This window comes from Aureimonas pseudogalii (genome assembly GCF_014196835.1).
Lineage (GTDB): Bacteria > Pseudomonadota > Alphaproteobacteria > Rhizobiales > Rhizobiaceae > Aureimonas > Aureimonas pseudogalii.
In genome coordinates, this window is sequence record NZ_JACIEK010000010.1 from 163931 (window position 1) to 177801 (window position 13871).

Genomic DNA, 13871 nt, shown 5'->3' on the forward strand with positions numbered 1-13871 from the left:
CCCGAAGCGAATGTCGGGCGGTGCGCTTTCGCGTTCGCCCTCCCGGCCTTACGAAGCCTTCGCGCCTTCAGCGCCAGAAGACGCAGACGGGGCGCTCGTCGATGCGCACGACCTGCATCTCCATGTCGTAGATCGCCCGCAGCGCCTCCGGGGTCACGATCTCGTCCGGCGTCCCGTCGCGCACCACCGCTCCCTCGCGCATGGCGACGATGCGGTCGCAATAGCTGGCGGCGAAGTTGATGTCGTGGAGCACCACCACCACGGTCTTGCCGAGATCGTCGGCGGCGCGGCGCATGATCTGCATCATCGCGACGGCGTGGCGCATGTCGAGATTGTTCAGCGGTTCGTCGAGAAGGATGGCGTCGGTGTCCTGCGCCAGCACCATGGCCACGAAGGCGCGCTGGCGCTGCCCGCCCGACAGCTCGTCGAGGAAGCGGTCGCGATAGGCCTCGAGCCCGAGAAACCCGACCGCGCGCTCGATCGGCTCGCGGTCGGCTGCTGTGAGGCGACCCTTGGAATGCGGATAGCGCCCGAAGGCGACGAGATCGGCGACGGTGAGGCGGGCGGCGAGCGCGTTGTCCTGCCGCAGCACCGAGATGCGGCGCGCCAGCACGTCGCCCGGCGTCGCCGCGACGTCCATCCCGTCGACGAGGACGCGGCCGGCATCGGCCTTCATCAGCCGGCTCATCACCGAGAGCAGCGTCGACTTGCCGGCGCCGTTCGGCCCGACGATGGCGGTGACGCCGCCCGTCGGCAGGGTCAGCGTCACGCCGTTCACCACCGTCTGCGGGCCGTAGCGCTTGGTGACGGCCTGGATGTCGATCATCGGTTGAGACCCCGGACGAGGAGGACGAGGAAGACGAGGCCGCCGACGAACTCGATGACGATCGACAGCGCGGTGTCGAAGCGGAAGACCCGTTCCAAGACGAACTGGCCGCCGACCAGCGCGAGGATCGCGATGAGTGCCGCCGCCGGCAGCACCGCGGCGTGGCGGTGCGAGCGGACCGCGAGATAGGCGAGATTGGCGACGAGCAGCCCGAAGAAGGTCACCGGTCCGACGAGCGCCGTCGAGATCGACACGAGCAGCGACACGAGAACGAGCGCGATCGTCACCTCGCGGCGATGGTCGAGCCCGAGATTGATCGACGCCTCGCGCCCGAGGCCGAGCACGTCGAGCCGCCCGGTGCGCCGGGCAAGGAAGGCGAGGATCGCGACGATCGCCGCGCTCGACACGGCGAGGAGCGAGCCGTCCACCGCATTGAACGAGGCGAACATCCGGTCCTGCAGCACCACGAACTCGTTGGGGTCGATCAGCCGCTGGAGCAGCCCCGAGATCGAGCGGAACAGGGTGCCGAAGACGAGGCCGACGAGGACGAGGAGATAGAGCGAGCCGAGGCCGCCGGAGAAGAGCCAGCGATAGAGCAGCGTCGAGAGGCCGACCATGACGGCCACCTCCACCGCGAAGACGAGGCGGGGATCGAGCGTGGAGGTCGCGGCCGCGCCGAGGCCGAAGACGAGAAGCGTCTGGATCAGCGCGTAGAGCGCGTCGAAGCCCATGATCGAGGGCGTCAGGATGCGGTTGGCGGTCACCGTCTGGAAGAGGACGGTGGAGACCGCGATCGCCGTGCCGACGAGCACCATGGCGAGAACCTTGGTGCCACGGAAGGCCAGCACGAAGCTCCAGCTGCCGCGCGCGCCGACGGTGAGGAAGAGCGTTACCGCCACGAGGCAGGCGAACGCCAGCCCGGCGATGACGAAGCGTTCGCGCCGCCGCCGCGCCTCAGGCGACACGGGCGCGCCGGTTGAGGAGGAGCGCGAGGAAGACGGCGCTGCCGACGACGCCGAACACCGTACCGACCGGGATCTCGTAGGGGGGGCGGATCACACGGCCGATGAGGTCGCAGGCGAGCACCAGCGCGGCGCCGAGCGCGGCGACCCAAGGCAGGGTGCGGCGCATGTTGTCGCCCGCGAAGAGGCTGACGACGTTGGGCACCACAAGGCCGAGAAAGGGAATGATGCCGACCGTCGAGACGACGCTCGCCGTCACCAGCGAAACGATCACGAGGCCGACCACCATCAGCCGGCGATAGTCGAGCCCGAGATTGGTGGTGAAGTCCTCGCCCATGCCGGCCACGGTGAAGCGGTCGGCGGCGACATAGGCGGCGAGCGCCAGCGCGAACGCGATCCAGAGGAGTTCGTATCGTCCGCGCAGCACCACCGAGAAGTCGGCGGTGGTCCAGGCGGCGAGCGCCTGCATGAGGTCGTAGCGATAGGCGAGGAAGGTGGTGACGGCCGAGAGGACGCCGCCGAGCATCAGCCCGACCAGCGGCACCACGAGGGGCGAGCGCAGCGGCACGCGCGCGAGAATGCGCAGGAAGAGCGCCGTGCCCGCCAGGGCGAAGCCGGCGGAGACGAGCATGCGCGTCAGGATCGAGGCCTCGGGGAGGAGCAGCGTCGCGGCCAGCATGCCGAGGCTCGCCGATTCCACGGTGCCGGCGGTGGAGGGTTCGACGAAGCGGTTGCGCGTCAGCATTTGCATGAGGAGCCCTGCGACGGCGAGCGACACGCCGGCGAGGATCAGCGCCAGCGTGCGCGGCACGCGGCTCGCCCAGAGGATCTCGAAGGCGCGGGCGCTCGATGCTGGATCGAGGAGCGCGGCGGGCGTCACTTCGCTCACCCCGACGAAGAGGCTGGCGACGGCGAGGGCGCAGATCGCGAGCGCAGCGAGAAGGCGAATCGGCATGGAGCGGGCGGGCCGTCAGTTCGCGGGTTTGCCGGCCATCGCCGCGGCCAGCTGATCGACGCTCGCCTGCAGGGCGCTCAGGCCACCGCCGACGAGATACCAGTTGGCGGAATCGAGCTGGACGACCTGCCCCTTCTGCCAGGCCTTGGTCCGGCGCACCAGTTCGTTGTCGAGAAGGGCGGCGGCGCTGCCCTGGCCGATCGCCGCGTCGCGGTCGATCACGAAGAGCCAGTCCGGGTCGGTCTCGAGGATGTATTCGTTCGAGACGGCCTCGCCGTGGATGGCGCTCGCAAGCTTTGGGTCGGCCGGCGCCACGCCGAACTCGGAATGCAGCACGCCGAAGCGCGAGCCCGGGCCATAGGCGCTGAGGCGGTTGCCCGTGGCCATCACGATCAGCCCCGTTCCCGCCTTTGCGGTCTCGGCCCGCAGGGCTTCGATCGAGCCGTCGAGCCGGGCGAGCTTCGCTTCCGCTTCCTCGTCCTTGCCGAAGAGGCGGGCGAGGGTGCGAATGTTGCGCTCGGCGCTGCCGATCGTGTCGGCGGGGTCGAGCGTCAGGTCGATCACCGGAGCGATGCGCGAGAGCGCCTCGTACTGCGGTGCGGAGCGGCTGGCGACGATCACGAGATCGGGCTGCAGCGCGTTCACGGCTTCGAAGTCGGGCTCGAAGAGCGAGCCGATCTTCGGCGTCGCGGCGTCGGCATATTGGGCGAGCGAGGCGGGCATGGCGATCACCGGCACGCCCGCGACGGGGATGCCGAGCGCGTCCAGCGTGTCGAGCGAGGCGAGGTCGAAGGTGGCGACGGTCTTCGGTGGGGCCGCGAGTTCGGTGACGCCCTGCGCATGCTCGACGTGGATCGGCTCGGCCCGTGCGGGTGCGATCACGGCGAGACCGAGGAGGAGGGCGGCGGCGAGACGGAGAGCGGCGTTCGGCATGGCGACGGGTTCCGGTGAGAGGGCGTAAGCGTTCGGGGCGGAGTGGCGGCCCGTCAGGTCCAGTCGAACCGCAGCGTCTCGCGGAACGCGAAGCGTTCGATGTGGACGGCGACGACGTCCTTCAACTGCGCGAGTGCCTCCTCGTCGGGGGCGGAGAGGGCGACGGTCAGGGTTTCCGCGTCGGCGGCCAGCCGGGCCTCGCCGACCGTCAGCACGATCCGGCCGTCCGTCGGCGTGAATTCGGTCTCGAACTTGTGAGCCCAGTGCTTGCAGAGCTGCTGGAGATAGCGCGAGGCGTGGGCCGTGGCGACGACGGCGCGGGTGTCGGGCATGCGGTCATCCTGCTGATCGGCGGCCGAGGCGGCCGCTCGGTTGGGGTCATCCGGTTTGCGTCAGGCCGTGGCCCGGACGCGAGGCGCAGCTTCGTGCGGGCGGGCGGCCGTGACGGTGCGCAGCTTCGACAGGTCGTCCGCCAGCACGGTGTAGCAGGCGTCGCCGAACCATTCGAGCGAGCCCTCGGCCTCCGGCTCCAGCGTGCGCAGGAACGGGGCGTAGTCGAAGACGCCCTCGAACAGCGCGGTCATGCCCTCGCGCCGACCGGCGGCGGCATAGACGTTGGCCGGCTCGAACACGGCGAGATCGGCGCGCCCGCGCACGTTCTTGAGGTGGTAATAGTCGATATGCCCGGCCAGCGTCGCATGGGCCTCTCCCGGATCGTCGCCGCCTTCCCAGACATGCAGCACGTCGAAATTGACCTTCAGCGCCGGGTGATCGACCTCGGCGAGAAGGCGCAGCAGCGAGGCCGTGGTGTCGGCGAGCGTGCCGGGATGCGTCTCCACGAGAAGCCGCAGGCCATGGCCCGCCAGCACCCCTGCGGCGTGGCGAAGCCGTCGCACGACATGCGCGCGCTCCTCCGGCGAGGTGGCCGCGCTGCCCTTGGCCCCGGCGAAGGTGCGAAGGCGCGGCGCGCGCCACCGCGCCGCCAGGGCGCAGAGTTCGGCCGTGCGCCTCTCGAACACGTCGTCGGGGGCGTCGAGGGCCAGGTAGTCGCTGATCATCGGCACGCGCAAGCCGCGGGCGGCCAGTCCGTCGGCGTCGAGGCCGGGTCCGAGGTTGCGCGCGTGGATACCCCAGAGCTCGATACCGTCGAACCCGTTGGCCGCCGCGAAGCCGGCGATCTCACGCAGCGACACGAGATGGTGCCGGAAGCTGATGGTGCAGAGCGAGACCTTCATGCCGGCATCCTTTCGCGCGCGGGCACGCCCTCGCCGAGGCTCGGGCGGGCAGTCCGCCACGCCTCGAAGGCGGCGTCGAGCCGGCGCTTGATCGAAAATTCCAGCGCGTCGAGCGCGTCGAGCCGAGCGAGAATCGATGCGATCTCGGCGCGCTCCCGCGTCTTGGCAAGCTTCAGGACGGCGTAGTGCAGGGCCGTCAGCCCCTCCACCAGCCGCTCGATCTCGTCGCAGATCGCCTCGAACCCGGCATGCGGCCAGCGCAGCGCCCGCCAGAAGAAGGCGAAGCCATGTTCGTAGGCCCATTTGCGGATGGTGACGACCGGCAGTTCGCGCAGGGCCTCGCCGACGTCGCCGAGATCGAGCCCGCCGCGCTCGTCGGCATGGGCGCCGACGATGGCGCGCACCGCGTCGATCAGCGGATTGGCGTCGGGGCGAAAGCACGCCGCGAAGAAGGCGGCGAGATCGGCATCCCGCGGCGGGCGGGCAAGCGAGGGATCGTAGCGGTAGCCGCCGGCGACGCTCGGCTGGTGGATGGCATGCAGCAGCTTGTCACGCTCGATCCGCCCTTCCCAGCGAAAGTCGGGGTCGCACACCTGCCAGAGGGCGGGATCGTCCGTCAGCTCCACCAGCAGGTAGTGCGGGAAGGGGTTCTGGTTGAACTTGTTCTCGCGCTCCGGCAGGTGGAACATGTCGAGCATCACCATCACGCACTCATCCGGCGCGCGACGGGCGAGGATGCCGAGAAGCGCCGCGACGTTCTCCTCCTTCGAGCGCGAATGGTCGTACCAGGCGTCGAGCGGCACGCCGTAGAGCCGCTCGAACCAGTAGCGGAAGGACTCGTGGTCGGTCGTATCCGAGTGGTAGGCGAGCCGGAATTCCTCGGTGATCGTGAACTCGGCGTCCCAGACGAGGGCGTAGAACGGGCGGTGGTCGATCCCCTCAGCCTTCAGCCCATGGCAGACGCAGCTGACGAAGCAGTGGATCTTGAGGTCGTAGGGCATCTCCCCGTGCACGCCCTCGGGCGAGGCTTCCGGCACGGTCGGCTCGGCCGCCGGTTCGCCGTCGTCCGGCGCCAGCAGCGCGGCGAGATCGGCGACGGTGGCGACGTCCTGCCGGGCGATCGCCTCTTCGGGAATCGCCAGCCCGTGGGTGAGCTCCAGCGCGAGGATGAGCTGCAGCAGCTGCACGGAATCGAGATAGAGGTCCTCGTTCAGCCGCGCCTGCGGCCCGAAGCCGTCGAGATGGGCGTGGCGCATCTCCTCGCGCAGGATGGTGCCGATGGCCTCGACGACGGCCATGCGGTTCATGGCCGGGCCTCCGTCGTCTCGCCGTTCGAATAGCGCTCGGCCACCTCGCGGCGCGAGATCTTGCCGTTGGCCTGGCGCGGAAGGACGGCGACCTGCACGGCCTCGCCGGGCACCTGATGGCCCGCCAGCCAACGGCGGCACCACTCCTGCAGGTCGCGCGGCGGCACCGGAGCCTCGGCGCTGAAGAGAAGCGTCACCCGCTCGCCGGCGAAGGCGTCGGGCCGCGCGAAGGCCACGGCATCGGTGACGCCGGGCATCGCCATCACGACGTCTTCCACTTCGCGCGGATAGACGTTGAGGCCGGAGACGTTGATCGTGTCGTCCATGCGCGACAGGAAGACCAGCATGCCGTCGGGGTCGAGATAGCCGAGATCGGCGGTGCGGACCGTGCCGGCCTCGCCCTCCACCACGATCTCCGCCGGCTCCTCGGCGCTCGCGCCGGCACGCACGACGTGATGCGGCAGCGGGCGGCCGATCGCGTCGGTTTGGCGCAAGTCCGGGTTGACCGCGATGCAGCCGGCTTCCGAGCAGCCGTACTGCTGGAAGAGATGCTCGACGCGCGCGCGGATCGCCGCGAACCAAGGACCGGGCAGGAGCGTGCCGGAGGTCATCGCCGCATGGATGCGCTCGCCCTCGGGCAGAAGGCGCGCCAGCGTGTGCAGCATGGCGGGCGAGGTGTAGAGGAGCGGGCGCTCGATCTCGGCGAGCCGGCGCAGCAGGTATCGCGGATTGGTGGGATCGACCACCACCGGCGCCCGGCCGCGGCGCAGCCCCGCGAAGACCCCGCAGATCAGGCCGTAGGAATGGGTGATCGGGCAGGCGACGACGGGCGTCATCGTGTCCGGCTCGGGGAAGGCCGCGACGTAACTCTCGATCTCGCGCTCCACCGCACTCCAGCGCCGCGCGATGCATTTGGGCTCGCCCGTGGTGCCCGAACTCATCTGCAGGAGTTCGCCCTCGCCGGGCACGGGAGGCGCGGCGCCCTCGACCGGTTCGCCTTCGGTCGTGTCGAGGAACAGGCGGTGGCAGCCGGCGCGCTCGGCGAGGCGGCGCGCGCCCTCGTCCGGCAGCGCCGGATGGATCGGCAGCAGCGTCGCGCCGAGTCGGCGCGCCGCGAGGATGAAGGCGAGGCTCTCGGTGGTGTCTCGGAAACGCGCGGCGACGCGCTCGCCGCTGCCGCCGGCAAGGCGGGCTTCCTGGCTGACCCGAAGAACGGCCGCGTCCATCTCGTCGGCCGAAAGCGTGCGTGCGTCGATCTCGATCATGGGGGCTCCGGAAGGCAGGGTCATGGGCAGAGTGGGTTGGGCACGAGGAGGCCGCCCGCCGTGCCCGGCAGGCCGAGCTTGCGCGACAGGAGCGGCTCGACCTTGAGGGTCGGCGCGTCCAGCCCGAGCCGGGCCAGCCGATCCTCCAGCCCGTGCTCGCGGGCATGGCGGCGAAGGCGGGCGCCGAGCCCGTGCCAGAAGCCCGCCTCGTCCAGTCCGTAGGCGAGGCGCAGGGCGTGCGTGACCTCGCAGAGGTTGAAGACGAAGAGGCTGTCGGTCACGAGTTCGGCGAGGACGGCCGGCGAGCGCATCGCGTGGAACCGGTCGTCCACCGGGCCGGCATGGGCGGGGTCGATCGCGCCGAAATCCGGCACCCCGGCGGGATCGGCCACGAAATCCACGCCGTATTCGGCGCTCTCGTGGAAGTCGCGCAGGATCACCCGCTCCGGCCAGCCGCCGCGATGCACGAGGATCATGTTCTGCCCGTGCGCCTCCAGCGCGATGCCGTGGGCGACGAGGAGATGCCAGACCGGCAGCACCGCGACCTCGACGAGGCGATCGAGCCAGGCGTCGAGGCCATGGCGCGCGATCCAGGGCGCGGCGAAGGGCGCGCCGTCGGGCTCCACCGCCGTCAGCGCGTTGAAGGGCACGGCGGCCTCGCCGGGCGCCAGCCGGGGGCTCTCGCGCCAGATCGCCGCGAGCTCGCCCCGCAGCGGTCCGTCGCGGTCGGCGAGCACGGCGGCATATTCCGGCAGGAGATCCAGCCGGTAGCGCCCGCGCAGCAGTGGATCGCCCGCGACGACCGCCGCCAGCCAGCGCGAGAGGGCCGGCGCGGTCAGCACGAAATGGGGATCGAGCGTGCGCAGGCTCGACGTGCTGACGACGTGGAGCGCGAGCTTGACGCTGGCGGCCGCGGGATCGTCGCAATCGTGCAGCGTGCGCAGCGACTGGCTGGCGCGGTAGCACGCGCCGGCAGGGCCGAGCGCGACGGCGCGCCCGTCGGCGAGCCAGAGCGCCAGCGGGCTGCTCTGGAGGTAGTGCCACTGCCAGGGATGGACGGGCAGCAACGCATGGGTCTCCGGCGAATGGCCGGCCTCGCGAAGGCGCGCATTCAGCACGTCCAGCGCATCGCCGAGTTCGCGCCGTCCGACGTCGGCGTCCGCCTCGGGGAGCGCGAGGGCGACCGCGTCGCGCCGGATCGCCAGCCATTCCAGGCGGAACGGCCGGGCCGCCTCGGGCCCGTAGAGCCGGTGGTCATCCAAGGTGAAGCCGGTGCGCGCCTTGAAGCAGGGGTGATAGGGGTGGCCCTCGTCCAGCGCCGCGTCGAGCGCGGCGAAGGGCAGGGCGCGGCGCTCGGATGCGGCGACGTTCGCCGCGTTCCAGCGGCAGAGCTCGACCGTCTGCCGCAGTTCCGCCCCAAGCTGCGCCAGGCGTTCCGGCGTGGCTGGAATCGCGTCGACGAGCGCCGCGAGATCGGCGGCCCGCCATCGCCCGTCCGTCCCCGCCGTCTCGATCGTCGCGGGTTCGAGGCGTGGGCGCGCGAAGGGGCCGATCGTGCCGGTGGCACGGAAGCACCGAGCGCCGAGCCGCCATCGCAGCCGGCCGGGCGCGCCAGCATCGGGCGCGTCGCGATGCGCGATGCCCTCGAACAGGAGAGCTTCGCTGAGCTGGCGCAGGACGCGCTCTTCCGGCTGCCCGCTGATCTCAAGAGGCAGCGGCACGGGGCGTCTCGTGGCGGCCCGAGGCGAAGGGCGCCAGCGGGTTCGGCATGTCGATGTAGAGGCCGGCCTCCGCGCCCGCATCCAGCTCGTCGCGGCCGGCGAGGCGGATGCGCAGGTTCGCCTTCGTGCAGAGCGTGGCGCCGTCGAGGACCGAGCGGGCGAAGGCGCGTCCCGTGCCGGTCATGCGCCGCGCCATCGCCTCCAGCCGGGCGGCGAGGTCGGCGACGAGCACGGCCTCGCCGATCACCCCGTCATGGCCCATGCGGGCGACCACGGAGAAGATCTGGTTCACCACGAGATAGTAGGCGAGGCGCCGTCGGATCTCGCCGTCCTCGAAATAAAGCGAGGGGATGGACGCGGTTTCCGGGGCATGGCGCAGGAGTGCGGGCCGGAACGCCTCGGACAGGTAGAAGCCCTGGTTGTCGCGGTAGAAGCTGCGCCGCGGCCAGCCGGCCGCGACGTCGAGAAGGGCGTTCTGCTGGTGCGCCTCGAGCGCGATGCCGTGCGCCTCGTAGAGCGCGACGACGGGCTCCAGCATGCAGTCGAGATAGCGGGCGAACCAGCGGCGCGCCGTGCCGGCGAGATCGCCGCCACTGGGCGCGAGCCCGCGGAGCAGCGCTTCGAGCCGCGAGGGGCGGCCGGGAAGCGCCTCGGCGGTGAGGGCGGCGAGCGTGGCGATCCCTCGTTCCGCCCCGCCGCGGAACGGGTTCTCGCGGAACACCGTCTCGAAGCCGCTCTCCGCGCGCCCCTCGCAGCGCAGCGCCAGATAGGCGGGATCGGCGAGGATGCGGAAGTCGGGATGGCGCTCCGCGAAGCCCGAGCGCGCGATCAGCCTTGCCATGGCGACCCCGGCCTCGAGTTCGGCGAAGCGGTTGACGCGCAGCGAGTTGGTGAGGGTGACCGGCAGCGAGAACTTCGCCATCCACGGGCCGTCTTCCGCGTAGACCGTGCGCAAGGAGGAGGTGGCGGTGAAGCGGCGGCCGAAGGCGCCGAGCGGGCGCACGTGCCCGGCCCGCACCATCGCCTCGACATGGGGCTCCAGCATCAGCGCCTCGGCCTGCAACGGGTGCATCGGCACGGCGATCTCGTGGGCTTCGAGCGCCAGCGCGGCGCGATCGACCCCGAGGAGGTCGAGCGCGATCGCCGGGGCGGGGCGGGCGGCGACCGAGCCCTGGCGCACCCGCGCCGCATCCACCGCGAAGACCGCAAGCTGGAAGGTTCCGGCCTCCTCGGGTCCGTAGGCGCGCGCCTGCCAGGCTGTCAGTCCCTGCCGGCTCTTGGGGGTGGGATGCAGCCAGTGACCGAAGACGAGCGAGCGTTCGGCCCCGATGAAGCTCGTGTCGTCGCTCGGCGCAGCGCTCGCGAGTTCCAGTTGGCGCGCGGTCTCGCGATAGCTGTCGAGAACGCGGCCGAGGAGCTCGAGCTCGCGTGCGCGGACTGTCTCGTCCGCGCCGGTCTCGACGCTCGCGTAGGCCTCGCGGAGAAGCACCGCGACCGCGTCCATCGGCGCCGCAGGCCGCCAGCGGGGCTCGTGCAGGTGGCGGGTCCAGATCGCCCCGAAGCGCTGCGCGCCGCAGAGCGACGGGGATGCGATCTCGGCGCGGATGGCGGCGCGCTGCGCACGCAGGCTCCATTCCACGCAGCGCGCCGGCGGCCCGTCCGACACGGCGTGATGCACCCGGATGCCCGCATCGATCTCCCGCAGGTATCCGTTCGCGAAGCTGGCGAACGCGGCGGCCTCGGCAAGGCTCTGTGGTGACGGCTGCATGCGACGGAACCCAACCCGAACCCCGAAACGGCGGTCCACGACGATGAAAGCTGATAAACGCACTCAACTTTAACCGCAACCGGCAATCCCGCGGTCACGCGATTGCGACTGGAACCGCGGTCGCGACGCGCCGACCCTCTCGGACTGGGTCGGACGCCTTATCGAGCAACGGCCGCCGTGCCGATCGCGGCAGTGAGCATGCGATCGAGCCTCGTCCGCTCAGGCGTCTTTCATGCGTTGGCGCGGGTGCAAGGGTGCTCCGGGCTCGCGCGCCACTCCTTCACCATCTGCCGCCGGTTCCGGCGGTACCGCTCCTCCAGCACGTCCGCACGAACGACGTGATCGCTTCGGAAGACGACGTAAGCGCCGCTCGTCTCGCACCAGGCGGCGACGCTGCGATCGGCCTCGGCGAGGCCGAGCATGATCGGCCAGACGACCCGCTCCGAGACGGCGTCGCCCTCGCGATAGGCGATCTTCATCTTGCGCTGTTCGCGCAGGGCCCGGCGACATTGCTCCATGTCCAGGCCTTCGGCGGATCGTCTCGTGCCGTTGCCGACGTAGAAGCTGCTGTCGTCGAGCGCCGAGCGCATCTCCGGCGCGAGCACGCCGTCGATCTTGGCCAGCGCGTTGCGGATGGCATGGGCGAGGGCGGCATCCGGCTGGCGCGCGACCCATTGTGCGCCCACCACGAGGGCATGCAGCTCTTCTTCGGTGAACGAGAGGGGCGGCAGCAGGAAACCGGGTCGCAGAACGTAGCCGACGCCCGCCTGCGCGTCGATGTCGGCACCCATCGCCTGCAGGAGGGCGATGTCGCGGCGGATGGTGCGCAGCGACACGTCGGCCTCGGCCGCCAGGACGGCGCCCGAGACGACCCCGCGATGTCGCCGCAGGTTCTGCAGAAGGTCGAAGAGGCGGTGGCTGCGGGACATCGGCTATCCGATCGCGACGACGGCCTTGCCGCGCAGCTTTCTCCCTTTTTCGAGATCGCCGATCAAGGCGATGGCCTGCGTCAGCGGAACGATCTCGGCGATGGGAAGGCGGAACGTCCCCTCGGCTGCCGCCGTGGCGAGCGCGTCCAGCAGGTCGGCACGCGGCGTCGCGACGATCGGCTTCATCCGGCGGTCGAACAGCGCGCGTACGAACCGCGCCGGCGTCGGGTCCACGGTGGTGAAGGTGCCGCCCTTGCGAAGCATGGCGAGGCCGACCGCCGTCGGGATCGTCGCAGCCGCGTCGAACACGACGTCGAAGGCGCCGCGGAACTTCGCGGGATCGGTGACCCGGTAGTCGCTGACCTCGTGCATCCCGAGCGAGCGGGCCCGCTCCATCGCCTCCGCCCCGCAGCTGCCGGACACGCGGGCGCCGCGCGAGATCGCGATCCGCACGGCCGCCTCGCCCACCGCGCCGCCGCAGCCGTTGACGAAGACATGCTGGCCGGCTGCCAGCCGGGCCTTGTCGACGAGGCCGTTCCAGGCGGTGACGCCGGGCGTGGCGAGGCAGGCTGCATCCTCGAAGGACACGCCGTCCGGCTTCCGGACGAGTGCGACCTCTCTAGCGATCGCCACTTCGCCGAGCGCGCCGGCCTGCTTGAACCTCGCCATCCCGAACACCGCGTCGCCGACCGCGAAGCGCGTCACGCCGGCGCCGACCGCGACGACCGTCCCCGAGAGGTCCATGCCCATGGCACGCGGAAAGGAACGTCCCGTCACGATCTTCATCGCGCCGGCGCGCATCTTCCAGTCGATCGGGTTGATCGCGGCGAATCGGACGGCGACGGAAACCTCGCCCTTCCCCGGCGTTTCGGGCACGAACGCCTCCAGCCGCATGACCTCGGGTCCGCCATAGGCGTGATATTGAATGCGCTTCATCTCGGGCTCTTTTCGAAGAGGGGCGAGGGGACCTTAGATCCCAGTGGTGCCAATTTCTGTCACCATGGGTCTGGCCTCCCGACCGATGGTGCGGGCCCGCCTCGCTGGGGCGCGCCCGCTTCATTCGGCAGCGTCGCTCGCCGAACGGACACGATCAGCCAACAATCTTTCGACTGCGTGTCGTTCTTCCTGCACTTCGTCTTTTGGTTGCAATGAGTCCGCAGGATGCCAACGGTAGACGGCCGGTCTCCATGCGGCCTCCGGCGCTCCCATCTTATTCTAGCCAAGCAATCCTGATTGAACGCTGCAATTGGCGACCACGGTGCCAAGGGTCCAGATATTCGTTCGACATCGACGGTAAGGTTACCGACGGTTAGGATGGGTAGGCCAGCAAATCGTACGTCCAAAAATCTCGAATTCGGTCTTAGTGAGATGGATGCCATCGTCTGCTGGCTGGTGATCGAGGTGTGAACCATCATCGCCGTCCGAGATGGATGCTTTCTGATCTCTTTGTTTGTGAATCGATAAGTCTTACATGCTACAAAGCACTCGTCAGATTTGTTTCGGCGATGGTGGTCATGCATTGCGCCGAAGGTGGGAAGTTGGTCTTGACCGAAGAAGCGCGAAGAGCCGTCTAAGATGACACTCGCTACGGAAATCCGAGCCGCTCCGCAGGCACAAGGCTACTTTGCCCACCGCATCGAAGGCGCGCGACAGATCGAGCAGTTGAACGAAGCCGAAGGTCTGGCGATCCGGCTCGAGGCGATGGCCGGGCGCATGGAGATCGCCGGCGCCAAGAAGGAGCTTCTTTGCCTGTGGCACACCCGGGCGAACGAGGGCTTCCGAACCGTCCCGAAGTTCGAGGCGGACCTCGTCAGCATCCGCTTCATCACGCAAGGGTGCCTGCTTCGGCGCAACCCCCGCGAGACGTTCATCGGACAGCCCAGCCGCGCCATTCTGGTGGGGTTCGGCGAAATGCGCGAGGAACAGGCGTCGAGGGCGTTCGAGTCTCTCGGCGGCACGATCAGCCGCGA

The 13871-nt window shown here is 70.2% G+C and carries 13 protein-coding genes; 1 reads left to right on the forward strand and 12 read right to left on the reverse strand.

Annotation, left to right across the window (positions count from 1 at the left end; translation table 11 throughout):
• Window positions 1-67: 67 nt before the first annotated feature.
• From GGR04_RS16905 to GGR04_RS16955, 12 genes are all read right to left on the reverse strand, one after another.
• Window positions 68-826, reverse strand: a complete 759-nt coding sequence (locus tag GGR04_RS16905; protein WP_183201107.1) for an iron ABC transporter ATP-binding protein — start codon at window positions 824-826, stop codon at window positions 68-70.
• On the reverse strand, window positions 823-1791 hold the full coding sequence (locus tag GGR04_RS16910; protein WP_183201108.1) for an iron chelate uptake ABC transporter family permease subunit: 969 nt from the start codon (window positions 1789-1791) through the stop codon (window positions 823-825). Before GGR04_RS16910 ends, GGR04_RS16905 begins: the two co-directional genes overlap by 4 nt.
• Window positions 1781-2743 carry an ABC transporter permease gene (locus tag GGR04_RS16915; RefSeq protein WP_183201109.1) on the reverse strand — a complete coding sequence of 321 codons (963 nt, stop codon included), beginning with the start codon at window positions 2741-2743 and terminating at the stop codon, window positions 1781-1783. Before GGR04_RS16915 ends, GGR04_RS16910 begins: the two co-directional genes overlap by 11 nt.
• 15 nt (window positions 2744-2758) lie before the next feature.
• Complete coding sequence (locus GGR04_RS16920) at window positions 2759-3676, reverse strand: siderophore ABC transporter substrate-binding protein (RefSeq protein ID WP_183201110.1); 918 nt, start codon at window positions 3674-3676, stop codon at window positions 2759-2761.
• Between the two features lie 53 nt (window positions 3677-3729).
• Window positions 3730-4008, reverse strand: a complete 279-nt coding sequence (locus tag GGR04_RS16925) for a DUF2218 domain-containing protein (RefSeq protein ID WP_183201111.1) — start codon at window positions 4006-4008, stop codon at window positions 3730-3732.
• A 60-nt stretch (window positions 4009-4068) separates the two neighbouring features.
• Window positions 4069-4911, reverse strand: a complete 843-nt coding sequence (locus GGR04_RS16930) for a sugar phosphate isomerase/epimerase family protein (protein ID WP_183201112.1) — start codon at window positions 4909-4911, stop codon at window positions 4069-4071.
• The gene (locus GGR04_RS16935) at window positions 4908-6218 is read right to left on the reverse strand and encodes a DUF6005 family protein (RefSeq protein WP_183201113.1); all 1311 of its coding nucleotides are present in this window, start codon (window positions 6216-6218) and stop codon (window positions 4908-4910) included. Before GGR04_RS16935 ends, GGR04_RS16930 begins: the two co-directional genes overlap by 4 nt.
• Complete coding sequence (locus GGR04_RS24015) at window positions 6215-7483, reverse strand: AMP-binding protein (RefSeq protein ID WP_246393244.1); 1269 nt, start codon at window positions 7481-7483, stop codon at window positions 6215-6217. The genes GGR04_RS16935 and GGR04_RS24015 overlap by 4 nt, the downstream gene beginning before the upstream one ends.
• A 20-nt stretch (window positions 7484-7503) precedes the next feature.
• On the reverse strand, window positions 7504-9204 hold the full coding sequence (locus tag GGR04_RS24020) for an IucA/IucC family protein (protein ID WP_312857476.1): 1701 nt from the start codon (window positions 9202-9204) through the stop codon (window positions 7504-7506).
• Window positions 9188-10972, reverse strand: a complete 1785-nt coding sequence (locus GGR04_RS16945; RefSeq protein ID WP_183201114.1) for an IucA/IucC family protein — start codon at window positions 10970-10972, stop codon at window positions 9188-9190. The genes GGR04_RS24020 and GGR04_RS16945 overlap by 17 nt, the downstream gene beginning before the upstream one ends.
• A gap of 230 nt (window positions 10973-11202) precedes the next feature.
• Window positions 11203-11901 carry a helix-turn-helix transcriptional regulator gene (locus tag GGR04_RS16950; protein ID WP_183201115.1) on the reverse strand — a complete coding sequence of 233 codons (699 nt, stop codon included), beginning with the start codon at window positions 11899-11901 and terminating at the stop codon, window positions 11203-11205.
• A gap of 3 nt (window positions 11902-11904) precedes the next feature.
• Window positions 11905-12837, reverse strand: coding sequence for an NAD(P)-dependent alcohol dehydrogenase (locus GGR04_RS16955; protein WP_183201116.1), 933 nt, complete (start codon window positions 12835-12837; stop codon window positions 11905-11907).
• 639 nt (window positions 12838-13476) lie between these two features.
• On the opposite strand from GGR04_RS16955, the gene GGR04_RS16960 reads away from it, so the two are divergent.
• Window positions 13477-13871: hypothetical protein (locus GGR04_RS16960; protein ID WP_183201117.1), on the forward strand; the 395-nt coding region annotated here is incomplete at its 3' end.